The 24,418-nt window shown below is 59.3% G+C and carries 16 protein-coding genes and 10 pseudogenes; 9 read left to right on the top strand and 17 right to left on the bottom strand.

Features of this window, described 5'->3' with window-relative positions:
* Nucleotides 1-866: 866 nt before the first annotated feature.
* Nucleotides 867-1,442 (top strand): helix-turn-helix domain-containing protein, encoded by a 576-nt coding sequence (locus GWE18_RS37540; RefSeq protein WP_275190651.1) that lies wholly within the window; start codon nt 867-869, stop codon nt 1,440-1,442.
* A gap of 395 nt (nt 1,443-1,837) precedes the next feature.
* Here GWE18_RS37540 and GWE18_RS37550 read toward each other — a convergent pair whose 3' ends face one another.
* On the bottom strand, nt 1,838-2,968 hold the full coding sequence (locus GWE18_RS37550) for an IS630 family transposase (protein ID WP_275190653.1): 1,131 nt from the start codon (nt 2,966-2,968) through the stop codon (nt 1,838-1,840).
* A gap of 38 nt (nt 2,969-3,006) precedes the next feature.
* Between GWE18_RS37550 and GWE18_RS37555 the strand changes: the two genes are divergently transcribed.
* Nucleotides 3,007-3,288 (top strand): MarR family transcriptional regulator, encoded by a 282-nt coding sequence (locus tag GWE18_RS37555; RefSeq protein WP_057850890.1) that lies wholly within the window; start codon nt 3,007-3,009, stop codon nt 3,286-3,288.
* A gap of 956 nt (nt 3,289-4,244) precedes the next feature.
* Here the strand turns inward: GWE18_RS37555 and GWE18_RS37560 are convergent.
* A pseudogene (locus GWE18_RS37560) lies at nt 4,245-4,566 on the bottom strand (iron-sulfur cluster assembly accessory protein).
* Nucleotides 4,567-4,790: 224 nt separating this feature from the next.
* Here GWE18_RS37560 and GWE18_RS37565 point away from each other — a divergent pair.
* Nucleotides 4,791-6,521, top strand: a complete 1,731-nt coding sequence (locus GWE18_RS37565; RefSeq protein ID WP_275190654.1) for an ATP-dependent Clp protease adaptor ClpS — start codon at nt 4,791-4,793, stop codon at nt 6,519-6,521.
* 495 nt (nt 6,522-7,016) lie between these two features.
* Nucleotides 7,017-7,610, top strand: coding sequence for a hypothetical protein (locus GWE18_RS37570; RefSeq protein WP_275190655.1), 594 nt, complete (start codon nt 7,017-7,019; stop codon nt 7,608-7,610).
* On the opposite strand, the pseudogene GWE18_RS37575 reads toward GWE18_RS37570, so the two are convergent.
* A pseudogene (locus GWE18_RS37575) lies at nt 7,579-7,967 on the bottom strand (Rieske 2Fe-2S domain-containing protein). The gene GWE18_RS37570 and the pseudogene GWE18_RS37575 sit on opposite strands and share 32 nt — an antisense overlap.
* A 1,334-nt stretch (nt 7,968-9,301) precedes the next feature.
* Here GWE18_RS37575 and GWE18_RS37580 point away from each other — a divergent pair.
* A pseudogene (locus tag GWE18_RS37580) lies at nt 9,302-9,400 on the top strand (IS1 family transposase); the annotation flags it as partial.
* Nucleotides 9,401-9,942: 542 nt separating this feature from the next.
* A pseudogene (locus GWE18_RS37585) lies at nt 9,943-10,335 on the top strand (FMN-binding negative transcriptional regulator); the annotation flags it as partial.
* Between the two features lie 618 nt (nt 10,336-10,953).
* On the opposite strand, the gene fdxB reads toward GWE18_RS37585, so the two are convergent.
* The 12 genes and pseudogenes from fdxB to GWE18_RS37645 all read right to left on the bottom strand — a co-directional run bounded on the left by fdxB (nt 10,954) and on the right by GWE18_RS37645 (nt 19,216).
* Nucleotides 10,954-11,253 (bottom strand): ferredoxin III, nif-specific, encoded by a 300-nt coding sequence (gene fdxB, locus GWE18_RS37590; protein ID WP_275190656.1) that lies wholly within the window; start codon nt 11,251-11,253, stop codon nt 10,954-10,956.
* Between the two features lie 15 nt (nt 11,254-11,268).
* Complete coding sequence (locus tag GWE18_RS37595; RefSeq protein ID WP_275190657.1) at nt 11,269-11,469, bottom strand: CCE_0567 family metalloprotein; 201 nt, start codon at nt 11,467-11,469, stop codon at nt 11,269-11,271.
* Nucleotides 11,470-11,478: 9 nt separating this feature from the next.
* Nucleotides 11,479-11,949 carry a NifX-associated nitrogen fixation protein gene (locus GWE18_RS37600; protein ID WP_057846605.1) on the bottom strand — a complete coding sequence of 157 codons (471 nt, stop codon included), beginning with the start codon at nt 11,947-11,949 and terminating at the stop codon, nt 11,479-11,481.
* 7 nt (nt 11,950-11,956) lie between these two features.
* On the bottom strand, nt 11,957-12,352 hold the full coding sequence (nifX, locus tag GWE18_RS37605; protein ID WP_108523372.1) for a nitrogen fixation protein NifX: 396 nt from the start codon (nt 12,350-12,352) through the stop codon (nt 11,957-11,959).
* Entirely contained in the window at nt 12,349-13,755 is a 1,407-nt protein-coding gene (nifN, locus tag GWE18_RS37610; RefSeq protein WP_275190658.1) for a nitrogenase iron-molybdenum cofactor biosynthesis protein NifN, read from the bottom strand. Before nifN ends, nifX begins: the two co-directional genes overlap by 4 nt.
* Nucleotides 13,756-13,764: 9 nt before the next feature.
* Nucleotides 13,765-14,199: pseudogene (locus tag GWE18_RS37615) on the bottom strand ((2Fe-2S)-binding protein); the annotation flags it as partial.
* 420 nt (nt 14,200-14,619) lie between these two features.
* On the bottom strand, nt 14,620-14,949 hold the full coding sequence (locus tag GWE18_RS37620) for a helix-turn-helix domain-containing protein (RefSeq protein ID WP_249791459.1): 330 nt from the start codon (nt 14,947-14,949) through the stop codon (nt 14,620-14,622).
* A 1,071-nt stretch (nt 14,950-16,020) separates the two neighbouring features.
* Nucleotides 16,021-16,686 (bottom strand): annotated as a pseudogene (locus tag GWE18_RS37625) (DDE-type integrase/transposase/recombinase); the annotation flags it as partial.
* A gap of 324 nt (nt 16,687-17,010) precedes the next feature.
* Nucleotides 17,011-17,847: a nucleotidyl transferase AbiEii/AbiGii toxin family protein gene (locus GWE18_RS37630; RefSeq protein WP_249735011.1), complete on the bottom strand. Its 837-nt coding sequence runs from the start codon at nt 17,845-17,847 to the stop codon at nt 17,011-17,013.
* 29 nt (nt 17,848-17,876) lie between these two features.
* Entirely contained in the window at nt 17,877-18,320 is a 444-nt protein-coding gene (locus tag GWE18_RS37635) for a type IV toxin-antitoxin system AbiEi family antitoxin (RefSeq protein WP_275190659.1), read from the bottom strand.
* On the bottom strand, nt 18,239-18,451 hold the full coding sequence (locus tag GWE18_RS37640; RefSeq protein WP_275190672.1) for a hypothetical protein: 213 nt from the start codon (nt 18,449-18,451) through the stop codon (nt 18,239-18,241). The genes GWE18_RS37635 and GWE18_RS37640 overlap by 82 nt, the downstream gene beginning before the upstream one ends.
* Before the next feature lie 564 nt (nt 18,452-19,015).
* Nucleotides 19,016-19,216: a hypothetical protein gene (locus GWE18_RS37645; RefSeq protein WP_145963803.1), complete on the bottom strand. Its 201-nt coding sequence runs from the start codon at nt 19,214-19,216 to the stop codon at nt 19,016-19,018.
* A gap of 202 nt (nt 19,217-19,418) precedes the next feature.
* Here GWE18_RS37645 and GWE18_RS37650 point away from each other — a divergent pair.
* Nucleotides 19,419-20,206: pseudogene (locus GWE18_RS37650) on the top strand (ISNCY family transposase); the annotation flags it as partial.
* 35 nt (nt 20,207-20,241) lie between these two features.
* On the opposite strand, the pseudogene GWE18_RS37655 reads toward GWE18_RS37650, so the two are convergent.
* A pseudogene (locus tag GWE18_RS37655) lies at nt 20,242-20,618 on the bottom strand (hypothetical protein); the annotation flags it as partial.
* A gap of 822 nt (nt 20,619-21,440) precedes the next feature.
* Between GWE18_RS37655 and GWE18_RS37665 the strand changes: the two are divergent.
* A pseudogene (locus GWE18_RS37665) lies at nt 21,441-22,433 on the top strand (IS630 family transposase); the annotation flags it as partial.
* A gap of 209 nt (nt 22,434-22,642) precedes the next feature.
* Nucleotides 22,643-23,982: pseudogene (locus GWE18_RS37670) on the top strand (IS701 family transposase).
* A gap of 207 nt (nt 23,983-24,189) precedes the next feature.
* On the opposite strand, the gene GWE18_RS37675 reads toward GWE18_RS37670, so the two are convergent.
* Nucleotides 24,190-24,348 carry a hypothetical protein gene (locus GWE18_RS37675; protein WP_210205921.1) on the bottom strand — a complete coding sequence of 53 codons (159 nt, stop codon included), beginning with the start codon at nt 24,346-24,348 and terminating at the stop codon, nt 24,190-24,192.
* Between the last annotated feature and the right edge of the window lie 70 nt (nt 24,349-24,418).

The following is a 24,418-nucleotide window of genomic DNA, read 5'->3' on the forward strand; positions in this document are numbered from 1 at the left end:
ATCAGCTTGATGATGTTATCTTTGGACACGGCATATCGCTCCTTCGGTGGAGAAGTGGAGGCTTCAAGCACCCCCACGATATGCCGCCTTCCCGATTCCCACCGTCACCAACTTTCAGCGATAGCTCTTCGGGGGTCCCGGCCAGCATCAAAGGCATTCCTGCCAGATGTCGCGGTCCACTCTCCGAACGGTTCAAGTGGCAGCATTAGGCAGCGGTTCAGGCGGGTGCAATATCGGAGTGCTGCTGGAGCAAACGTGCGAGCGTCGTCCCCGACCTGGGGAGACCGAGAAGAAAACATACCTCTGACTAGTTGCTTAGGGCCAAGTTTCATGATGTGCCGGTTATACTTGAGCAAGGTGAGCAAGGCGCTGACCATCTCAGGAGAGATAGGCCGAGCTGCCGAACATAGGCATAAGCTGCCGGCCACCTATTATGAAAGGCACTTCGCTGCTCCAGCTTTGCATCGCGCAATCAATCCATTCGGCGATAGCGGAGGCATTTTCCATCTACATTCTACGGCTCCCGATAGCTGACGGAGGTCGATGACATGTTCAATTGTACGGAGGTGGGCGATCGGTATAGAAAAGAGGGGACCTGCTATACGAAGGTTTACCGATGGAAGCTCTACCCCAATTCGATCGGCTTGCCTGATCGAGCGGGCGCGTTGCAGCGTGTGCAACCGGAAGAGGTGTTTGCAACGCACTGCCAGGAGTCGCCATAGCGGCGTACCAACTCGAGCATGAGAGCCTGAACATATGCAGCGCAGCTTGCGCAGCAGCTCCTCCCACTGAGTGCATTCGGCGTTGCCATCACGAGCAGCTAGTACCCACCCTCCTTAGAGGGTGAGTCGTGATTCAAGATCGGGATGATACCCGAGGCAAGAGAAGTTCACCTTTCGAGGAAGGATCGCAAGGTCCTGGAGGCGCGTTGTCGTTCGCCGGCGACATTGCAGCGCGATTTGAAGCGGGCGCGGATAGTTTTGTTGGCGGCGGCCGGGCGCAGCACGCGGTCGATAGCCAAGGAAGTCGGGGTCCAGCCTCGGATTGTCAGCCTGTGGCGGCATCGCTATGCCGACCTTGGCCATGCAGGGCTGCAGGAGAGGCGGCGGCCTGGCAAGCAGCCGATCTATACGAAGGCCACCGACAAGCGGATTCTGCGGCTGTTGGACAAGCAGCCGCCGGAAGGGTTTGCGCGCTGGACCGGGCCCCTGCTGGCCGAGGCGCTGGGCGATGTTAACGTCCAATATGTCTGGCGGTTCTGCGCAACCACAAGATCGACCTCGTGGCTCGCAAGTCCTGGTGCGAGAGCAACGACCCGAACTTCACGGCCAAAGCCGCCGATGTTGTCGGCCTCTACGTCGCTCCGCCCGAGAAGGCTATCGTGCTATGCGTGGACGAAAAGCCTTCAATCCAGGCTTTGGAGCGAGCGCAAGGTTATCTGAAGTTGCCCAATGGTCGCGCCTTGACCGGTCAGAGCCACGACTACACGCGTGCATGGCACGACAACGCTGTTTGCGGCGCTCGAGGTTGCGACCGGAAAGATCATCGCGATGCATTCAAAACGGCGGCGCCGTGTCGAGTTCCTCGACTTCATGGACAGCGTCACCTCGGCTTTTTCCGGACCGCCAGCTTCACGTCATCCTCGACAACCTCAACACCCACAAGAAGAACGAGCACTGGCTAAGCCCACCCCAATGTGAAATTTCATTTCACGCCGACAAGCGCATCCTGCCTCAATCAGGTCGAAGTTTGGTTTTCGATCCTGCAGGGGCAGTCGCTCAGCGGCGCTTCCTTCACCAGCCTTAAGCAGCTCCAGGAGCATAGTGCTAGTGGTTCATCACAGTGATTTTGACTCATTGGCGGAGGTTGGATATGCGCGGCCGAGTTTGGCGCGGGCTTTATCGGTTGTGAACATCCATTTGATGCGGTCTCGTACTTTGTTTCGCTGCCGTTGCCATGCTGCGATCTCTTTTCGGAGCCGTTTGGGGTCGTCGATGCGGCTGCCGAGATACTGGCGCTGCAGCACGCTGATCTCGCACTCGACCATATTGAGCCAACTGGCGTGCTTCGGGGTGAAGTGGAATTCGAGGCGGCGCAGGATGCGCCGGGCCTCGGCGGGCGCAAATGCTTGATACAGCGCGCCGGCGGTGTGGATCGACAAATTGTCCTGCACGACACGGATGCAGGCGGCGTCGGGATAATGGACGTCGACGAGATCACACATACAGTGGGCGTAGTCCACGGCGGCGCGGCGGTCGGTGACCTTGACGTTGCGCCAGCCGCGATGTGGATCGAAGGTGACGAAGAGATTGGCGGTGCCGTTACGGCGATACTCGTAATCGTAGCGCTCGCGCTGTCCCGGTTGGGCCGGGACCGGCTGGCGCACCTCGCCGATGAGCTGGATGGGAGTCTCGTCGAAGCAGACCAGCGGCCGCTCGGGATCCGGCGCCTCGGAATAGAGGTCGAGCACGTTCTCCATGCGGGCAACGTATTCGCCGTCGACATGGGGAATGCACCACATGTCCCTGCGCCATGGCTTGAGGTCGTTCTCGGCCAGCCGGCGACGCACGGTCTCGCCCGACAGGCTGTCGTGATCGGTGAGCTTGACCAACGTGTCGGCCAGCAGCGTCAGCGTCCAGCGTTTGCGGCCGGTGGGCGGCTTGGCGCATGCGGTCGCGACCAGCAGGGCCTCTTCCTTGCCCGTCAGCTTGCGTTCCGCGCCCGGACGCGGCTCCTCGCTCAAGGCCCGCTCCAGATTGCCTTCCACGAAGCGGCGCTTGGTCCGGCCGACGGTGGAGAGGCTGACACTCACGGTCCGGGCAATCTCCTCGTCGCGGCGGCCCCTATCGGCCGCCAGCAAAATCTGCGCCCGCTTGAGCTTGCGGGCGGCGTGCTTGCCGCCGCCGAGCATCGCCGTCAGTTCATCGCGCTCGGCTTGGCTCAATTCGACCCGATAACGTACATTCATGCTTTGCCTCCTTGTCGGAGGCCGGGACGAATCCAACGATGAGTCAAAAATCAGGCGCGCGTTTCACCGAGAAGCAGGGGCACTACCTCGCTTTCATCCATACCTATTCGTACATGTTCGGACAGCCGCCCGCCGAAGCCGACATCCAGCGCCATTTCCGCGTCAGCCCGCCGACTGTCCACCAGATGATCGTCACCCTCGAACGGAACGGCTTCATCCGACGTCAACCCGGCGTCCCCAGAAGCATCGAGATTCTCTTGCCACCGGAAAACTTGCCCATCCTCGAATGGCTCGGTATCAAAACGTCAAAATCACTATGATGAACCACTAGACATCACCGTCCATGCCTCATCGGAGATGCCAAGGCTAAAGAAGCAAGCGCCGTGCCGCAACAAAGAAGATTGAGTCTGCACGCAGTATCTGCATGCGTCGCATTGTCGACATTTGGTTCGGAGCCGACAATCTTCCTGATACCAGACGCCTGTGGCGCGTACGCCGTTTCACTCTCGTGTGAGGGCACCCACCGGAAGGCGTTGACGCAGACATCCTCAGATGGTGTGCCGGGGATATCAAGATGCTCAGAAAGTCGGGAAGAGAAAATTGACTGGCGTCACGAATGAAGATGTCCATACCATCGAGGTGATCCGTAGCAATATAGTTCTCTCGCCTTGCTTTCCGCCAATGGCATCGAACACAAAGCGTATCGAGTCAACCACGGCGGCGTCTCGGGCTGTCGCTGTCCTCCTTGGACGTTTCCTCCCTAGACTTGTGCCGCTTGTCAGTTAAGCGTCCTTTTTGCTTGCCCATCAATCCGAGCATTTAGATCGGGTATGCGAGACTCAGGATTCGCGTTTGATGCGGAAGGATACAGACCGCGATCAACGACTTGGACGCCAGGGTCGCCTGAGTTGGCATGCTCTGCGAGCGCCTCCTGTGCCTTGTGCTGGGGATTATGTTTTGGGCATAAACCTTTTGGATCCCGTAAGGATTCGTTCCAGTGCTGATGGACACGCCACTCGTCTGGGAAACTGGAATTGGTGCCCGTCAGCAGCACGGAAAGCACGACCGAACTCCTCGCCCAATTCACTTCGAAGATCATCCGGCGGGAGCGATCCAGGCAGGTTTCTGCCGCCGACAGCAAGGACACAGGCAGCGTTGCGGATTGGGCCGGATCTCCTCGATCACGGCGCGAATGAGTTGCTCCCGACCGGTCTCAATGCTCGGCGGTTGCTTCAGTTGTTCTGGTTCCACCAGCATGGTTCGATTTCTCTTGTCATCAGCTGAAGGATTTGCCGCAAGAGCAGCTCGATTTGGCGTTTGGGTTGTCGAAGGTGAAGCCCGAGCCCTACAGCGCCACCACGAAATCGATCGTCGTGCCGGCGAGGTGTTCATGGCTCTTATTGTCGACGAACACCTTGACGCCGTCGCGCTCGATCACGGTGTCGTCAGGCTTAGCCTCGTCGGCCAGGCTTCATCCGGTATTTGAACCCGTCGCAGCCACCGGCCTCGACCATGATGCGCAGGCCGCTCGTCGGCTGCGCCGAAGCCGAGATCGCGCTCTTGAGCGCATTCACTGCGCTATCCGTCAGATTGATCATGGCACCCTTTATTTTCCCGAGTCGTTTGCATGGGAATTGGCAAGTCGCATGCCAGCGCGCCCGAGCTTGACATTGCTCACCTTTTCGAAATCGCGCCTGTTGGCTTTGCGAGCGTGTAGGGTTGCTGACAAAGGTCTTCGAGGGATTGCGGCGGCTTTGCGTGTCTTCTTTATGGATTCCGCCGATAAAGCGTAAGGAACGCGGCGGCAAGCAATTTGCATTGCGTGTCTAAGCCGGCCGAAGTGTCCGGTGATGAGCTTAGATCGGAGACCACTTTCATGACGAACACTACCGAACAACTAGAACACGCACCGGGGGTCTTTGTCGACAAGATCTCCGCAGGCGGTGCGCCCATTCAGCTTGTTTTGCACAATGACGACAAGACGACTCTCGGTTTCGTGGTACGCCTGCTGCGCGAGGTATTCGACAAACAGGAGCGGGATGCCATTGCGCTCGCCGAACTCGTCTTGCAGCATGGCAAGGCCGTCTGCGGACGCTATCCTCCCTCAGTCGCAAAGGCGCTCCTCGAGGCGGCGCAAGAGCGTATCCGAGCTGAAGGATGTCCCCTGCTGATCACGGGCGAAGCCGCGGGCGAACCGGACGGCCCCGACCTGTCCGACGTGCAATTCGAATATGCCTTCGAAGCGCTTGAGTGGCACTTCACCAACATACCGCCGAGCGAACTCGCCACTACTGTGCGGCGATTCCCGGGCCACATGCAGGCCGATGTTCAGGTCGCGATCGATAAGCTATTCGCCGATCCGGTCCGCTTCTTCGGCGTCTATGAACAACATAGGTACGAGACGCTTTCATTCGCTCGGATCAAACAGCGTGGACGGAATGCGATTTCGCTGGTGCCGCCGCAATATCACCACGTTGATACTGGCGAAACGGCGCCGGTCAAATGCCTGTGCAATGGACTGTGGCTTTGCCGGGCGAGCGAATTTTTCTATGCCGTCGTGCTCTCTACTGAGTTCGAGTTCAAGCAAGAGCCGAGGATCCGGATTGAAATCGTTGCCCCTGCGGGGTCTGGCGGCGAAGCCTTTGTTCAGCGCAGCTTTGACGAACTGGAACGGGCGGTGCACGCGGCACGTTCTTATCGCGGCAAGATCCTCTCATTTGAGAAAGGTGCGGATTACAGCGGCCGCTCAAGAGGCATCACGGTGCATCGAGTGGCACCAGTGAGGCGCGAGGAGGTGATCCTGCGGGAACAGGCTATCAAATTGCTCGATCGCAACGTGTTGAGTTTTGTCGCCACGCGCGGCGCACTCCGCCGATTCGGCCAGTCGACCCGCAAGGGCATCCTGCTCTATGGCCCGCCGGGCACCGGTAAGACCCACACCATCCGCTATCTCGCCACCAACCTACCGGGACACACCACGCTAATCATCACCGCCGAAGAGGTCGGTGAGCTGAGCGCCTATATGGCGCTCGCGCGCCTGCTGCAGCCTACCATGGTGGTGATCGAGGATGTCGATCTGATCGCCAGCAAGCGCGACGACTTGACAACATGTGAGGAGGCCGCGCTGAACAAGCTCCTAAATGAAATGGACGGCTTGAAGGAAGACGCTGACATCCTCTTCGTGCTCACCACCAACCGCCCCGAACAACTCGAGGGCGCCCTGGCCGGTCGTCCCGGCCGCATCGACCAGGCGATCGAGATGCCGCTGCCTGATACGACCGGCCGCGACAAGCTGATCCGGCTTTACGGCATGGGCCTGCCGCTTGAGGCGGAGATCGTAGCCGAGACGGTGCGCCGCACTGAGGGCGTCAGCGCCGCTTTCATTAAGGAGCTGATGCGGCGCATTGCGCAATCATGCATCGCTCGTAACGGCGGAAACTCAGTGACCACAGCTGACATCGAGGAAGCGCTCGACGACATGCTGTTCACCGGCGGCCGCCTCAACGTGAAGCTCTTGGGTGGGGCCGGAGCGATGGCTGCGGGGTCTGAATGAAGGCGAAGGGAGGAAGATCACCCGCCAAGGGCTGCGCCAACTCCCGCATGCGCCGGGTGTCGACGACGCGTCTATGACTGATGAGCAGCGAGGCGGTTCGTGAACGCGAACCGCCACGACGAGGCCGAAGCAACAATGACTGCCCGCTCGCCGGCTGCGCCGACGTTGAGATCGCGGTCTTGACTGCATCCATTACGCTATCCGTCAGGTTGCTTGTGGCTCACCCTTCCCTTGCATAAGTCGGTTGCTTGCGAATTCGCAAGCTGCATGCCCGCGCGCGCTTGATAGTTCCCGTCTTTTTCGAATCGCGCAGAGTGGCTTTGCGACCCGTGTCGGGTTCCTGACGAGGCTCTTCGAGGGATCGCGGCGCGCTTGCGTGTTTTCTTTAAGTGTTACGCGGATGAACCATTCCAGTCGCGGCGGCAAACAATTTGCATTGCACATGTTGCGCCGGCCGAGGTGTCCGGTGATGAGCTTAGATCGAGGACGATTTTCATGACTGCAATCGAGAACACCGCGCTCGGCCGGCTGGACAAGGAGGGGCGCCTGCTCAATGCCATATTCAAGGGCGGGACCACCAAGCCGGGCCGGTTCGGCTTTCGCGGCGATATCGCACTAAAATTCCAGACCCAGGTCGCGGACGAGGAGCGGCCGCCCGACTATTCGATCGAGCAGGTGCTGATGGTCGCGCAGGAAGGCGAAAGCACCATTCCGGTGCTGGCCGGCTATCTGCACTGCTTCGCTTATCTTGCTGATATCGCAAACGTTCTTGACGGCGCGCTAAGCCCTGGTGGCAGCTACTTCATGTTTTGCAACAACATAGACCTGTTGGCGAAATACCGAACCAAACTCGGTGATATCACCTTCCACGTGCTGCCGTGCGATGAATCCACTGTCATCTGGAAGGAGATGATGGACCTGGTCGGGGTCAACAAGAACGGCCTCAAGAAGCTCGATGCGGGCGGCAGGCTCGATTACTTGCTCGACGCGGCCAGGAATGTCGATGCATCCTCTGACGAAATCTCCTACGAAGACGGGCTGAAGAGGATGGGGCCCGTCAAAAACCGCAACGAGAACCGGCCGGTCTGAGCGCTGGTCCAGCCCTCGCCGGTGGGATCCGTTCTCGTCCTACAACAAGCCGCACGCCGGTGACGCAGATGTCGCCGTCCAGCACCGTCAACGCGACCGGCGTGAGCCCGCTGCCCTTGCACGGGCCATCAACGCAGCGGCCGGTGCCGAGCTCGAAGGTCGAGCCGTGCTTACTGCACATCAGCCGGATGCCCTTGGGATCGAGGAACTGGTTACGTTCCCAGTCCAGGTTGACCCGGTTATGCGGGCATTTATTGAGATAGCCAAACACCCGCTTGCCCCAGCGCACCACAACAATGGACCACGGCTTGGGATGTCGTAGAAGCCGCAGATCGCATAGGCGGTATTCGGCTGCATCCATTGCTCGTTCATGACAAGATGCCTTTCATTAATCACCCTGCGACCAGCCCTGCAAGAATCGCGCAGGGTGCTGGATCGCCTCACCTTCTGGGGAATTCGACGCGCGGCGTCGCAAGCGCACCACCACTAGGTGCGACCCGTGCACGATCGACGGGTTCGCGCGAGCACTGTCGCTTTACGGGGCTCACAACGCGCATCTCCGCGGCTGCTACAAAAAATTGATCTCTTCGCGTCCGACTTTGCCGGCTGCTCGCTGGACGAGCTGACGGCAATGCTCGATCGTGGCATGCTGACCATCTATTCGGTCACGCGCCCGATTACGGCAGATTGCGCTGTCGATCAGGCGGGATTCTCGTGATTTTCAGCGTTGGCACGCCGGCCTTCGGCCCGCGGAGGGTGGCGTGAACCAGCCGCTCCTCGCGGCCAATCCGGTTTCGGCCGCCGGCCTGGGCTTGCCCGTGCCCGTCAGGCGGATGGCACGATGGTTCCGGTTTTTTCCGCAGGCCCTGGCAACTACGAGATCAAATTCGCCGAAGTGTCCTGCTCGAAAGGCTCACCGGTGAAGATCACCGCTGTCAAATTGCTTCCGGTTCGTCATCATACGGAAAAGTGCCCCGAAGCAGCCTCTCTTGGTGGGAGCAGTCATTGGAATGCTTTCCGCATCGGTGGGATGAGCGCTATGAACAAGCTGCCCCTACAAACCCGCGTCCAGATTCTGACGATGCTCTGTGAGGGCAGCAGCTCAGCCGGATTACCGGGGTTATAGCGCGACAATCTGGATGGGAAGTCTTCGGGAACATTCCTCCATGAGGCAATACGCACTTCCATCCTGATTGCCGCGCCGCACGGGGTGTCGATCAATACCGTGACTAAGCTCTTGGTGGACGCTGGTTTGGCCTGCGCCGCCTTCCACGATGAGAAGGTCCGCCATGTCCCCGCCATCCGCATCCAATGCGATGAGGTTTGGTCGTTCAGCTACGCCAAGCAGAAGAATGTCAAATTTGCTAAGCGGCTCCGGCCGCTGCTGGCGACATCTGGACGTGGACGGGCCTGGACGCCGACTCCAAGCTGATCGTGTCATGGCACGTTGGCGACCGCAGCCAAGACAACGGCATTGTCTTCCTAGGAGACTTGGAGGCGCGTCTTGCCAACCGCGTCCAGCTCATCACAGATGGCCACAAAGCCTATCTCAAGGCCGTATCTGCGGTCGATTTCAACGCTGAGTACGCGATGCTGAACAAGATATTCGCGACTGACTATGCCGTCCTGGCCGCTATAGCCCTCCCAAGTGCATTGGCGCGATCAAGGAAGCCATCATGGGCAACCCCGATCCGAAGCGTAACAGCACCTCATTTGTTGAGCGGCAGAACCTGACCATGCGCATGTCAATGAGGCGGCTTACCCGCTTCACCAATGCGTTCAGCAAGAAGTTTGAAAACCATTGCCACGCGTTGGCACTCTACTTCTTTTTCTACAACTTCTGCCGCGTCCACAAGACACTTGGCGTCACCCCGGCTATGGTCGCTGCCGTGACGGATCGTATCATGAAAATGGAAAGCCTTGTTGAGATCATCGGCGCGCGGAATGCCCCGGGGCCGCGCGGCAAAGGGCTGGATGAGGCCCATACACCGTCCGCCTGCCGTTTCGCATCGACCAGGTTGCCCATGGCCGCTGAAGACGGATTGCGTGCAGCCTTCCCTATGCGCCAGATCCGACGGCGCAGCCGCTGGCTTGCATGTGGTGGTCTGGTTTCGCGATCTGCCCCAAACGTCCGAAGCATGGGTTACGCCGCACTGGAGGCGCGCCAGATCGAGCGCGGCTGTCAGCTTCTGGCTCAAGCGGTCGATCAGCTTCGTTCGCGGCGATTGTCCTAGTCGCATGCCCTCCAACTGGACCATCAAAATCAGTGATAAATGGCAGTTCTAACCGTACCAGGCTCGGTCTATCTCAGGAACGAGAACGGAGAACCGCCATGTATGTGCCCCCCGCCTTTAGAGATGACGAGGTCGAAAGCATCCGCGCGACCATTTGCTCCGCCGGCCTCGCCAACCTGGTCACGGCCACCGCGGACGGACCGATTGCGACACCCTTGCCGCTCTTCCTCGATGAGACCGAAGGAGAGCACGGAGTGCTGTACGGGCACTTGGCGAAGGCCAATCCACAATGGCGTTCGGCTCCGACCGGCGAAGCTCTGGCGATCTTCATGGGTCCGGAAGCCTACGTGAGACCCTCATGGTTCGCGACCAAGCAAGAAACCGGGAAGGTGGTGCCGACATGGAATTACACCGCCGTCCACGCGTAAGGGCCGGTTGAGTTCTTCCAGGAGCCCGAACGTCTGCTCGAGGTGGTCACGCGCCTAACGAACTCGTTCGCGACAGCGGAATGAAGTTATTGAAGATTGCCAACATCCGATCCCATAGTGGCAGCAGACATTATGAACCATCCGAACCGGCATTTTCGCAGAATTCAGATGCTTGCGGCCGACGACGCATGATTCTACCCGGGGACGGCGACTCGGAGCCAGCAAGCTGGTGGGAATGGCCGAGCAGGATCACCGACTTCGCGGGAGCAGTCACTGGTGAAGGTCACCGAACATTCCCGAAGGCCAGCTTGCCGGAGCCGGCACTATTACGACGCCCATCCGCGGCAGGGCCCTGCAATGCCAACCATTTTGTGATGCTGTCGCGGCGCATAGAGTCCCATCCTATGAACGACGCGCTGGCTCCGGCCGATCTCATTTCGATGGGAGCGGGATTTGAACTACCGTCCGTCGACCGGCCCTTCATGCTGCTGTCAGGGCGGACTACTTTGTCACGCATCTTGCAGACGACGGCCGCCCGCTTCGACCACTAATCAACCAAGTCCTTCGCGCCGGTCGGCGCCGAGGGGCTCTATCCCCGAGCGCAGCACACGGAGAGTCCCTTCAGCGAGGCTTCGCCGTCCAACTCCCGCTTGCCTGCGGGAAAGGCGGACAGAGGCGCTGTCAAGCGGCTTCCGTTGCGGCGGGCTGTTGGGTCTGGCAGTTGGTCGGACAAACCCGGGCGCAGGCGCCGCAGCCGATACAAGCGCCCCGGTCATTCATCACCATAATCTTCTTTTCGATCTCACCGTCTTCGTCATCGTCGAGATCGACAAGATCGCCCTCCTCATTGATCCCCTTCAACGTCATGACGTCGCGACCGCAGACCTTGAAACAGCGGCCACAACCGATGCACTTCTTGGGATCAATTGAGATCAGGTAGTTCGGCGTCCAGTCGCGGCCGTCGCGCGTTGCAAATGACATGATCGGATACCCTTTTTAGGCCTTTTCCAGCGCCTTGAGATCCTCGCGCTTGCGCTCGAGTTCGGCAAAGGCATCGTGCGCCTTCTGCGCCACCGCCATGATCGAGGTCCAGTTGATGGGAAGTTCCTCCGACAAATCATGCAGATCCATCTTGGCCTTCGTCGCCTTGACCGACAGCTTTCTTATTTCCCCTTTCAGCATTTCAAGGTCGCTCATGAGCTGCTCTCAATAGTTGGCCACGTCGGGAAATTTCCGGGTCATCTCGATGCCGCCTTCGACGTATTTGTCACCCTCGGCGGCGAGCTTTGCGAGATTGTCGAAGCCGAAGCGATGCACATCGCGCAGCTGCTTGTTCACCACGATCAGCCGGCCGCCGATCAGCACCATGCGGCCAAAGCCTTCGTGGTGCATCTTCAGCATCGGCTGGATCATCACACCGGTCGTCTTCTCGATCGAGAGCGCGACCGCATTGAAGAACAGCTCCAGCCGCCAGACCGTATCCGGATCGGGATCGCCGACGATCGGCAGCGCGCGCCGTTTCTCCTTGTCCAGAATATAGGGTTCGAGGAGATCGAGATCGCTCTTGCCGTCCCAGGCGCCATGGACGTCCTGGGCGCGCCAGATCTTGATCAGTTCCCTCACGAATGGCGCATCGAGCGCGCGATCGGTTTGCACGATATCCGCGGCTTCAGTCATGTCGTCCTCATTCTTCGAAATCGAGCGTGCGCTCCTGGTCCTTTGCCAGTGCCTTGCGCAGCCAGGGTGGCGGCGTACCCTTCAGCACGTGCTGAAGCTTCTCGACCAGCGCCAGAATGTTCTCGGGCTTGTTCACCTTGATGGGATGTATATTGTTCGCCACTACCCGCGCGGCACCGGAGCCGCCGATGGCAGCGACATAGAGAATGGCGCAATCCTTGATTGCCTCGATCTTGGGCGCGAGCTTGTCCTCGTTGCCGTCTTCCTTGAGATCGCCGTAGAACTGAACCGCCTTCAGAAATACGTGCCCGCCCGGCCCAACATCATAGATCGCGATGTACTTGGCCCAGCCAAAGTGCGCATCGACGCGCCTCAAGTCTTGGGTAGCGAATGCGACCTTCATGCAATCGACCCCTCTGTTGCGTCGATGAAGCTACGGCGGCCGGGCTTTAAGGGCCGTCTCGAGGTCCGCCAGCTATCGGGCGTCGGCTGATGATTTTCCTCTCGGTCGGCGATCACGAGATTGGCGATATTGAAGATCACATCGCGCGTGCCGCGATAGCCGACGGATAGCTGGTGTCCCGCGCCGATCCGATCGAACATCGGAAATCCCGCGCGATAAAACGGAATCTTCAGCCGCGCCGCCGCTTGGCGGCCATGCGAATGCGTAATCAGCAGATCGCAATTCCTCGTCCTAGCAAGCTCTTCCAGATCCTCGAGATCGCCGATCAGCACCTCCTTGGTCCCGATCCGCTCCAGCACCGGCGACGGCGTGGTCGTCACGGCCGCCGTCACCTGCGCGCCCATCTCGTGAAGCATGCTGGACAGGTCGAACAGGAGGTCAGGCTCGGCACCGATCGCGAGCCTGCGGCCGCCGACATGGAAATGCGCGTCCAGCATCGCATCGCTGAGCTGGCCGCGCTGGCGCCGATATTTTGCTGGCACAGGGCGGCCACTGATGTCGCTCAGGAAAGCGATGAATTCATCGTTGGGGATGAGGCCGCACAGCCGCTCGAACAAGCGAAACGGCACCCCAGACTTCGCCTGCATGGCTTCTGCCGCCCGCCGCATCTGCGCACCGATGGCAATGGTCCAGCTGGACCGGCCCATGCCCGCGACTTCGTCAACCCCGATGCCACCAATGGTCGTTGGCGTAAACTCGTCCGGGATATGCCCGTCCAGCGATCCCGCGAGATCAGGCAGGAAGGATGGCTTCAGGCCGAAATCCTCCAGGATCGTCCTAAGTTCGTCGAGGTCACCCGGCGTCAGGTGACATCCGGGGAGGACATTCACCCGCGCGGGATCACGCTCCGCCCCGACCGCCGGCGCCTCCACCAGTACCTCGACCATGCATGCCACTGTCTTTCCCCACCCGTCCTGGAAGGCGTCCTTGAAATCGGGCGTGGAGACAAAGACAAGAGGAAATTTGGCAAGCTGCGGATGCTGCTCGCGAATCAGCTTGATGTAGCCGTCGACGTCATCGCCATTGGTTTCGGTCACTCCGGTCGAGCAGATCCCGATGATCTCCGGCTTGGCACGATTGTATATGTTGAGGATAGCCTTCTCGACATTTTCATAACCGCCGAGCACGGTCGCCACCTCGCTCATCGCAGTCGTCTGCAGCGGCACCGCCTCCTTGAAATGCCGCACGAACAGCGTGAGCCCGAAGGATGTGCACCCTTGCGAGCCGTGCAGAAGCGGCATCGCCCCACGCAGCCCCATGAAGGCGAATGCGCCGCCGATCGGCTGACTCATCTTCAGCGGGTTGACCGCGCAGGCCTTCTTCGGCGTGGTGACGATGGCCATGACGCCGTCCTATTCCGCGGCCTGCAGCATGGCAGGCGTCGAGGAGACCGGCATGGTGGCCAGGATGTCCTCGATCCGCCTCTTGCAGCAGCCACCGAACGCGTTGGTGTGCTGCCTAACTGCCTCGACGCTGGTCAGGCCATGCGAGCGGATTGCGTCCTCGAGCGTGCCGAGATCGACTTCCTTGCAGAAGCAGACCTTTTTCGCGCGCCGGGTCGTCTCCGGATCGGCGGCGACCTCGGCGGCCTGCGCGTCCATTTGCGCAATGGCCTTGGCCCGCCAGTTATTGGCGACTTCGTCCCACGGCACCGGCCGGCGCAGTTGCTCCCAGATCGGGTTGAACAGCGCCTTGTCGATCTCCTCGACCAGCTTCACCATACCGACATAGCCCATGTAGGCGTGGTAGCGCTCCTGGTTGATGTCGAGCCAGGGCATCGCCGCTTTCCGCCATGGGTCATCCACTTCGCGGATTGAGCTTGCTGCATGTTTGATTCTCTTTGCATGGGCGTCTGCCCCATCAGCCCGGGCCACGCTGCATTGTCCTTGATCGAGATCGACCCCGATCAGCTATCCACACCACCGGAGGGAGTTTTCCATCAGGTCCAGCGGCTGCCTGAAGGAATCAGAAAGGACGACGCTTGCGCGCCCCCTCGGGTGGCGCCTGATGCACCCTGGGGATTGCACATTGACCCAAGCAAGGGCAGCGGCGAAAATAACGAAGACCGAGATGACGGCTGCGGAAGCCAAGAGCGAATCGGTGCGCATGACGATCTCCATTGAAGCTGATGCGAATATATCGCCGTTTCAATAGACGCGTCTTTGACCTTGATCAAATGAGGGCAAAAGAACCAGACGCGACGCGCTTCAACTTACGCCCGCAGACAGCGCTTCGGCGCGCGCGGCATCCAACAGGACGACGCCACGCGTAAAGGTGCGGATCACGCCATCACGTTCGAGCTTCGTGAAGGTACGACTCACCATTTCGATGGTGAGCCCCAGATAATCCGCGATGTCCAGCTGTTTCATCGGCAGCGGCAGAATTTCTCCACCACATTCAATTCCACTGAGTCGGTCGCGGCAGCCGATCAGGAAGCTCGCCACCTTCTCTTCGGCGGAGTGCCGTCCGAGCAAGACCATATGTTCCTGTGCCCGGGCGAGCTCGCGGCCCGCCAACTCATTGATTCGGCGCAACAACCGCGGCCGGTTCTCGGCGAATGTCGCGAACGATGCTCTGGAGATTTGGCACAGCGCGACACGGCCGATTGCGAGCGGAAAACTCGTGCTGCGGTAAGCCGGAGAGCCCGAGGAAATCGCCCGGCTATTGTCACCGGATTTGAATTGACCGACCAGATTATGGCGGTCCTTTGCTTTTGTGATCTGGGACGCGATTTGTCGGCCTCATCGTAAAGTGATAGTGGAACAAACCTGTCTTTGTAGTGATCTCAACAGCGCCACATACTCCTGATCGCGATTGTTGGTCTTGCCAAAACATCATTGCCCGAACGCTCAGTAAGCAAGGCTGGAAAAAGGCGCACTTTGACATCGATCCGGAAGTCAACCTCTTGCGTTTTATGCCCCGCCAACGCATCTACCGCAGTGCGGTGGCGCCATGCGCTATCGCTGCCCTCTTGGGCGTTTCCTCCCTAGACTTGGGCCGCTTGTTCGTTCAAGCGGCCTTTTTTCCTGGTCGCCGTTGTGGCGGCGCTCGGCCATTCACTCGGCAAGTCGCTCGCGCACACGCCCCATATTTTGTTATCGTCTTTACGGCCACGGCCGTCGCGGCCACTGTCTCAGACCCCGCCATGTTCCGCTCCGGTCGGGAGTTCGCTGCCTGGCTCGGCTCGGCCTGACGCCAAGGCAGAACTCCACGTGTGGGAAGGAAAGGCTCGGCCATATAAGGAAGCAGGGGGGACGCCCATCTCCGGCACTTGCTGATTATTGGGGCACGCAACGTCGTCCGGTACCCAAAGGCGCGATCACGGGTCGGAGCGGCCTGGATCGACGCACTACTTGAGTGACGTCGCCCCATAGTCGTTGCAATCGCCGTTGCCAACAAGTTAAGAAGCTCGGATCATCTGGGCGATGATGACGACCGGTGAGTTCTATAAGGCTGCGGGGTGAACTGCCAAGCAGGCTGGCCACTTTAGGTGTGAGGGCAGATGACAGCATGATGGAAACCGGCGGAGCTGGGGATCGAGAAAACCCGAAGAGCTTTAAGCGCAACAAGCGCGAACCCGTTGATGAGGCCTCGATCCGCGATCTCCATCAGGGCCAGCGGCCATGATATCGGTCGCACCAACAGGCCGTATACATGAACGCACCCGACCGATCTCCAAAACGCTGTCGAAATCCCTTGCACCCGCGGGGCCGTCTATACACGAAGCTCTCGATGAAACCGTTCTGCATCGGTTTCCCCGGCGCGATGAAGTGCCAGTCGATGACTGTGTCCTTGCTCCAGGCGAGCATGACATTGCAGGTGAACTCAGTGCCATGGTCGGGTACGATCTTCCGGGCTTGCCGCGTCGCTCGACGATCGCCGTCAGTTCGCGGGCAACGCGCCGTCCTGAGATCGACGTATCTGGAATAGCCCCAGGCACTCTTTGGTGACATCGTCGACGATGTTGAGGATACGGAAGCGTCGGCCATTGGCGAACTGGTCGTGGACGAAATCCAACGACCAGCGTGCATTCGGCGTCGCTTCCAGGATCGGCGCCCGCGTCCCCACAGCCTTGCGGCGGCCACGCCGCTTGCGGACGGCGAGCCCTTCCTCCCGATAAAGCCGGTAGATCCGGTTGATCCCGACGGCTCTCCCTCCCGCCGCAGCAGGATGAACAGCCGGCGATAGCCGAAACGCCGCCGCTCGTTGGCGAGATCGCGCAACCGGCCGCGCAGAGCCGCGTCTGGAGGGCGGGTGGAGCGGTAGCGGATCAGGGCCAGAACGAATTTCAAACTGGAATAAGCCCGTGGGGCAAGGTCACCTTGTTTCAAAAGTGCCGCGGGATCGAAAGCTGACCGAGATGGCCCGTTCGCACTGTTAATGTTAATGGAATGTCACTAATGCCTTGGGATGTGCGCGACGCTGAAAATCTGCTGTGCGAAGTCTGGGAGCTTTTGCTCGAAAAGTGCAAACAACCCTTCGTAACTTCAAGCGGCTTGTAAACTGTCAGCTCAAAACCTGCTTCGCTCGCGATTTCGCCATCTCATGGCCAAGGGCATTCACCGAAAAAGCTTCGGTTGGGCTTCTGACCATCGACTTTATTCGAACTGATCAATAAGTCCAGACTGTTCGATCATCTTCTCCGTCTTGGACCAGGCCTCGCCCGGCATCAGACGGATGATCTTACTGAAGACCTTGACGAACGCAGCCTTCGCCGCATCGTCGTCGAAATCCTCCGCCTCGTCTGCGGACAGCAGCGGGCGAACATCAGCCATGAAGTTTGGATTGTTGAGTTTCGTGAACATGCGCTTTTCGGCTTCAGCGCGGGATATCGATATCCCGCCAGCCGCGAGGTATTTGCCCAAGACTTCTACGGTCGTGCTCGCATCAAATCCCTCGAAGATATCGAGAGCGTGCGCAATGTCGATCAGGTCCCGCCCCTTATGGCATTGGAGCAGCGCGCGAAGCTTGGTCGAGAGTAATTCTTCGTTTGAAAACGTCGATATGTCGGCGGTGCCTGTAAACCACGTGTTTTCTACTTTAAATGGCAGAGATTGCGGTGTGTCGTAGGCAGTACGCTCCCGCGTGTTGATTTCGATCCTCAAGCGGATTGGCGCAGGGTTGCTCTTGTCTTCGGCTTCGACCGAGTATTTGAGCTTGGGCGCAATTTCGTTTTGTACGAATTGCGGTTCGCCAAACCACGGATTCAGAACTTCGCGAACGCGGTCAACACCGGCCCTATCGGGCCTGCCGTGGTACACGAGGTCGATGTCTTCGGAGTAGCGCAACGGCTTTGGAAAATGCAGGTTGTTGAGCGCGGTCCCTCCGAGTTCCGCCTTCAAGAACTCATCCGAAAAGAGCGCGACCAGCGCTCGGCTGATGATCAGGTCTTGCTCGACCTGCCTTGTTCGACCCATGGCGTTGTCTGCGACCATGCGACAATGTTGAGGGCCGGAATCATTCGTCAATCTCGGGGTAACGATGGACGATGACGTGCCAAACGCGTGCTGCGTACGAGCGGAGGTTCGCTTTCTTGAGCGTGCTCTTTGCGGTTCTGCGGCTCCAGCATTACCCAGGGCAGAGGTTTATAGTTTTCATGGAGATAGCTTTCCAAGGGACCTGCTACCTGCTCGTGACCAAGGCGCTCCAATAAATAACCGAGACGTTGGATGACCGTGCGCTCGAATTGCCGCGCCAGGGATGCAAGCTTGTCTGCTTTCATACGCGTCGCGAGATCGCTCAATACCGTCGCGATCGCGTCGATGCTACCAGCTACGTGCAGATACCGCAGGAGATCCAACGCGGTAAGTTCGGGCGACGAAAGTTTCATCGTGCCAGCGTCGGTATTGAAATCCTGTAATGCGTTCGAGACCTGCGAAAAAACCTTGCGATAGTAGAATACGAGCATGGAGCGCCCGACCCGCATCTTGGGATCTGCTTGTTGGTGATGATCTGAAATTCCATCACCGCATGATGTGAGGCGCCTTGCAGTTCCGCGGCCTTCGGTCCGACATAGTACGGTCGGTTCTCGTGGCGCATCAGTTGGTCAATGTACCAGGTCGGAGGCGGCGCGCCCCATGAGAGATATTGCGGCGGCACGATTACATAGAAGCCGTTTCGAGGACTTACGAGTTGCTGTTTTTGCTCCAGACGTTTCGCGCTCTTCAAGAAAGCGGCTTTAGACAGTCCAAAACACGCATCGCTTCGTCGCGGGTAAAGGAGATTTTGCCCGCGGCCTGGAGGCGGGTCGTGTACGCAGAAAGGGTGACAGGAGCATCTAGCATTGCATTGAATTATAGACGGAAATCATCCATTTTTCAATATGATGCTTTATTCAATGATGCTTTATTCATACAGCTATATACTCGTAAATTGACTGTCCGTTTTTCAACACGATGCGAGATGATCCCCGACGGTCGAGGGCCAGAACTTGCTCAGCGAAGGCTTGGCCTATCCATCTGTTTGCGGCCCCCACGGCTAAACAGCCTTGGTGCGAGCCGAATATCTAAGCGGATTCCACGGACTTGACCGGTCAACCATGAATGACGAGAGGCGGATATGTCATCGCCTCCTGGCCAGACATCCATTGGCCAAGTGCAACAATCAGGCGGCAGTTAGCACCGGCTTCTCTAACCAATTGCTACTACGTTCGTTCATCAACGCATCCATGCCGTTGCGGTGCAGCCACAGAAGCCCTCGGGCAAGTTGCCGTAGGTCGTTGCGGTCCGCACCAATAGGTAAGCTTCTTGCACGACGGAGAGCGTCGGCAGCCTGTTGCTCCAATGATGATAGCTTGCGTTCCATCTGCTGCCCCCCAAATCGATATTTGGCCCTTGGCGAACGCTTATCTACCCCACTTCAAATATCAGCATTGTGAAATAGCCCACAATTCTATAGCGCGACAATCTGGATGGGAAGCCGCATTGCGTCGCCTGAAATGTTCCTGAATGCTAGGCCGTTGCCTCACGTAATTTGCTCCCCAGTGAGATGGGACTGGGGGGCGATAATGAGGCAACTGAGCATGGCGACTCGAAGAGAGCTGACGGCCGCTGTGGGGCAGCGCTACAGAGAGGCGAGCCGCGCGGAGAAGGCGCGAATTCTCAACGAGTTTGTGGTGGTGACGGGCTTCCATCGAAAGCATTCGATGCGCCTGCTCCGAGGCGATATGGAGAAATCCCGGGTTCGGCGCACCCGTCGGCGGATTTACGAGGAAGCTGAACGAAATGCGCTGGTAGTTCTTTGGGAGGCATCGGACCGGATTTGCGGCAAGAGACTGAAAGCGCTGCTGCTGCTCCTGATCGAGTCGATGGAACGGAACGGCCACATGGGCCTGGCGCCTGAAATCCGCGCGAAGCGCTGGCGGCGAGCGCGTCGACGATCGATCGGGCGCTGGGGAAGGTCCGAGAGGAGGGTGCACGCCAGCGGCGCCGGCCGGTGGCGAGCGCATTGCGACGGAGCATCCCGGTACGGACGTCCGCCGACTGGAAGGATCCGGCGCTGGGCTTTGTCGAAGCCGATCTGGTCGCCCACAGCGGGCCCTCGGGGCGCGGCAGTTTTATCCAGACGCTGGTGCTCACGGATATTGCGACCGGTTGGACGGAGTGTGCGCCGTTGCTGGTGCGCGAGCAAACGCTCCTGAGCACCGTGTTGACAGAACTTCGCCGACAGCTGCCGTTCTCGTTGCAGGGCATCGATGCCGACAATGATACCGTGTTCATAAACGAAACGCTGAAAGCGTATTGTGAGCAGGCGAACATTGTGTTCACGCGTTGCCGACCCTACCGCAAGAACGAGTCCAGCTCGGCGCGCCCTATCAGTCGAAGCCGGCATCAGCCCCTCAGTCGGCTCTGCAGTGCCTGCCGATCGACGACGAGGTTCTCGAGGTTCAGGTCTGCCTGCCGTCTTCCCGCCAATCGCCTAACCAGCGCCCGCGTACCGTCCACCACGAAGACGCCGCAATCATAGCCGTTCCTCTGCTGGCTTATGGGGGCGTCTTGCAGGTTGGCTCCCACCCGTGCTGCGAGCATTGCTGCAGGTCTGTCATTGTGTCCCCGGGCGGGTCGTAGTGGTAGGCAACCGGCCTTTCGCGATCGCGGCGGTCCACCAGCAGCAACGACTAATGGGAGCCGCGGCGAATGATGTCCGTAGCGCTGGCATCGTTCACCAGCAAGAACAGGAAGTCGGCTGTATCGTTACCATTCCTATCGCGCTGTATTGACCCTACCCGGCGCCGGCCCCCAGCAGTTTGGTTCTCGGGCCGGCCCAGCGAACGGACCCTGATGCCCCTGCAATTCCATCGTGCCGTCGAAGACATGGAGATATGGAGCGCAAGCAGCGACCACTATTCGTTCGTGATCAGCTTCCAGAGCCCAACCGGTCCTGGCTTTCGCGGAAGGTTGGGCTACGTCGCGTCGTGGCGTCCGCTTCACCAGGGCCGTGGCGCGATCAGGGTTCTCGGCTTGCCCCTCCAAAGTTTCGCTGAGGCCGAGGACGCCTGCAACACTATGCTGAATTACCTGAAGGACGACACTGATTCCACTTCCCAGCAAAGTTGAAGCCTCGCTAAAATGCCGCAATCGCTCCGCGTGCCGCCAGGATATCCGCACGATCAACTCGCAGCGCTCAAACCAGCCCTCGGTCGAGGGTGCATCTCCGACAAGGAGGACAAAATAGCCCTCTGAACTTTGCCATTGGCCGCCATTACGCTTTCGCAGGCGGCATCGCTGCCAACGCTGCATGGTCGAGGATCAACTGCGTCATCACGCTCGTGAGGGCCCCGGGCGGCGGGTACGGCTTTGATAGCGGGAAGATTGGCGACATGATCGGCGGTGCCATTGGCGGCGTACCCTGCCGGCCACCGCCAGCCCATGCCGGTTCTCCATGGTGGCGTGAAAATTGGCGCCGTTATCATCGTCGCCGCTGCCATCCTTGGGGCGAAAGCTCTTCTGTGAAGCCCAGGCTTCGATCAGCGTAGTTCTGTCACTGACATTTGAATCCCAACTTGTCGCGAACATGATTCACTCGCGGCATGGGAAACGACTTGATTGTACTTGATCGCAAGGCTCGTAGGGAACTGGAGCAATTGCTCACCGATGGAAACACGGCTCAGAAGATCGCCAAGCGAGCGAGGATCGTGCTGATGACGGCGGACGGTCATGGCATCGTGGCGATTATGCGTGAGGTCGGGGTTTCGAAGACCACCGTCTGGCGCTGGCAGGACTATTTTGTCGAGGCCGGCGTCGATGGTCTGATCAAAGGCCGCTCCAAGCCGCCTGGCCGGAAGCCGCTCAGCGCTGCCATGAAGCTCAAGGTCGTCGAGAAGACCGTGAAGGAGCGTCCGGCCAATGCCGCGCACTGGAGCGTGCGGTCGATGGCGGAAGAAATGGGCATCAGCCACACGAGCGTGCAGCGCATCTGGGCCGAACACGGCCTCAAGCCGCATCTCCTGCGCAGCTTCAAGATCTCCAACGATCCCCACTTCATCGCGAAGGTCGAGGACATCGTCGGCCTTTACGTCGATCCGCCGGAGAAGGCGCTGGTGCTTTCCGCCGATGAAAAGAGTCAAATCCAGGCACTCGACCGCACTCAGCCGGGTTTGCCCTTGAAAAAGGGCCGTGCCGGCACGATGACCCATGATTACAAGCGCAACGACACCACAACACTCTTCGCCGCGCTCGATGTGGCGGCCGGTACCGTCATCGGCGAATGTCTGGCACGCCATCGGGCAGACGAGTTCCTCTCGTTTCTGAAAACAATCGACCGCGAGACGCCCGCACATCTCAATCTGCATCTGATCCTCGACAACTATGCCACCCACAAGACGCCGGCCGTGAAGCGCTGGTTGGCGCGACACAAACGCTTCACGCTGCACTTCACGCCGACATCCTGTTCCTGGCTCAACCTCGTCGAGCGGCTCTTCGCCGAAATCACTCGCCAGCGCATCCGGCGAGGAACCTTCAACGACGTCACCGAACTCAAGACCGCGATTGCCGAGTGGATCGAGCATCGAAACCAAAACCCATAGCCCTTCAGGTGGACCGCCAGCGCCAAATCCATCCTCGCAAAGCACCGCCGAGCCAAAAAAGCGCTCGCCATCGCAAAAGCGGGATGCAAATGAATGAGTCAGAACACTAGCACTACTTTGGCCGAATTTGGCGATTGATTGGCGAAACTGGAGTCCCGAATCAGATTTTCAATGATTCATGGATGGTCGGCTTTGGAGGGCCGACCATGGTGGGCACGAAGTCGAAGTGGGAAGACGAGCTTGGACGCTGGCTCAAGCCATTCCTGGATCGTTTAGGTCACAAGGCGCGGCGGCGGATGTGTCCGCTTTATATCTCGGGATTGATTGGACCGGGTGATCGCAAGAGCGTCCAGCCGATGGCGGCGCGGCTGGCACCGGGCGAGTATGATCAGTTGCACCATTTCATTGCTGATGGCGTTTGGGATGCAGCGCCATTGGAGGCGAAATTGCTGATTCAGGCCGATCGCCTGGTCGGCGGCAAGGATGCGGTGCTGGTCATCGACGACACGGCGATGCCGAAGAAGGGCGATCGTTCGGTTGTGTGTCGCTCCACAATATGCCTCGTCTCTCGGCAAGACGGCCAATTGCCAAACATTACTGTCGCTGACGCTTGCGCGGGGTGAAGTGCCGGTCATGGTGGCATTACGTCTCTTCGTTCCCGAGAGTTGGACGAGTAATCTGGTGCGTTTGAAGCGTGCGGGCGTTCCAGTCGAGCACCGCGCAGCGCGGACCAAGCCAGAGATCGCCTTGGCGGAGATCGACTGCGTCATCGCCTCCGGTGTGCGTTTCGGCTGTGTGCTTGCCGATTCAGGGTACGGCTCCAGCGGGCCTTTCCGTCAGGCTTTGAGCGAGCGCGGTCTGCTGTGGGCGGTGGGTCTGTCGCGGCGCCAGAACGTCTATCCCGCCGACATTGCCCTGATCTTCCCCATCGCGAGGACCGGCAAGCCCCGCAAATACCACATCCCTGATCAGCCACCAGTCTCTGCTGAAGCGTTATTGGCCGAAGGCAATTGGCAAAGGGTCAGTTGGCGGCGGGGCACCAAAGGTCGGCTGACATGTCGCTTCACTGCCCGCCGTGTCCGCGTTGCGGATGGCCATAAGCACCGGATGCTCAATAGCCGTATGCAGTGCATGCCTGGTGACGAGGTCTGGCTCGTCGGCGAGCGGCGGTCGACCGGGGAGCAAAAAATACTATGTGTCGAACCTGCCGGCCGATGCCACCATCAAGACGCTCGCTGCCACGATCAAGGCCAGGTGGGTCTGTGAACAGGCTCACCAGCAGCTCAAGGAGGAGCTTGGGCTCGACCACTTCGAAGGTAGATCCTCGACGGGATTACATCGACACGCGTTGATGACGATGATCGCCTACGCCTTCCTCCAATCCCGCCGCCTCAAAGCAGCGGGACGGAAAAAAAAGAATCTCAGGACTGCCACCACAACCAAGCATGCCGGCCATCAGGCAAGCCATCCTCGACCTCTTCGCACGACCTCCACCCCGACAATGTCCTCACTGCGACATGTTCCTTGCAGATATTGCCAAGCCTAAAGTGCCAAAGTAGTGCTAGGGGAGCGCTGCCACCTTCTCTTTAGGATGCGCCGCGGTCTTTCATCATACCGGCCTGGTTGCGCCGTCGAGCGTTGACAGCGCAAGGTCGAGTTCGGCACGCGCGGTTTCGTTAGCAATCGTCTCCTGCAATACGCCGCACATGTAGGCGAGCCAGCGGGTCGAGCTCGGCGCCGCCGATGAGAAAACTTAGATGGCTCTGGCGCGGCCGCTGGCATGGCCCTTCTCGGAAGTATAGATTTTTGGCTCGGCGAGATAGCACTTGAACACCTCCTTGGTGCCCCCGACATCAGCCGGATGCACGGCGCGAATGATCTCCGCTTCAGGCAATTCATCCATGCGTGCCAAGAGCTGTCGACCGGCCGATCGGTCCTCACAAAGCCGCCAATGCGGCTCGAACACCGAAATGGCTGCGCGT

The sequence above is a fragment of the Bradyrhizobium sp. CSA112 genome (assembly GCF_029051645.1).
Classification (GTDB): Bacteria; Pseudomonadota; Alphaproteobacteria; order Rhizobiales; family Xanthobacteraceae; genus Bradyrhizobium.

Coding starts and splice junctions, on each gene's coding strand:
- GWE18_RS37540 (WP_275190651.1), top strand. CDS start 867: ATGATACCCGAGGCAAGAGAAGTTCACCTTTCGAGGAAGGATCGCAAG.
- GWE18_RS37550 (WP_275190653.1), bottom strand. CDS start 2,968: ATGAATGTACGTTATCGGGTCGAATTGAGCCAAGCCGAGCGCGATGAA.
- GWE18_RS37555 (WP_057850890.1), top strand. CDS start 3,007: ATGAGTCAAAAATCAGGCGCGCGTTTCACCGAGAAGCAGGGGCACTAC.
- GWE18_RS37570 (WP_275190655.1), top strand. CDS start 7,017: ATGACTGCAATCGAGAACACCGCGCTCGGCCGGCTGGACAAGGAGGGG.
- fdxB (WP_275190656.1), bottom strand. CDS start 11,253: ATGTCATTTGCAACGCGCGACGGCCGCGACTGGACGCCGAACTACCTG.
- GWE18_RS37595 (WP_275190657.1), bottom strand. CDS start 11,469: ATGAGCGACCTTGAAATGCTGAAAGGGGAAATAAGAAAGCTGTCGGTC.
- GWE18_RS37600 (WP_057846605.1), bottom strand. CDS start 11,949: ATGACTGAAGCCGCGGATATCGTGCAAACCGATCGCGCGCTCGATGCG.
- nifX (WP_108523372.1), bottom strand. CDS start 12,352: ATGAAGGTCGCATTCGCTACCCAAGACTTGAGGCGCGTCGATGCGCAC.
- nifN (WP_275190658.1), bottom strand. CDS start 13,755: ATGGCCATCGTCACCACGCCGAAGAAGGCCTGCGCGGTCAACCCGCTG.
- GWE18_RS37630 (WP_249735011.1), bottom strand. CDS start 17,847: ATGGTCGCAGACAACGCCATGGGTCGAACAAGGCAGGTCGAGCAAGAC.
- GWE18_RS37635 (WP_275190659.1), bottom strand. CDS start 18,320: ATGCTCGTATTCTACTATCGCAAGGTTTTTTCGCAGGTCTCGAACGCA.
- GWE18_RS37640 (WP_275190672.1), bottom strand. CDS start 18,451: ATGCGCCACGAGAACCGACCGTACTATGTCGGACCGAAGGCCGCGGAA.
- GWE18_RS37645 (WP_145963803.1), bottom strand. CDS start 19,216: ATGGAACGCAAGCTATCATCATTGGAGCAACAGGCTGCCGACGCTCTC.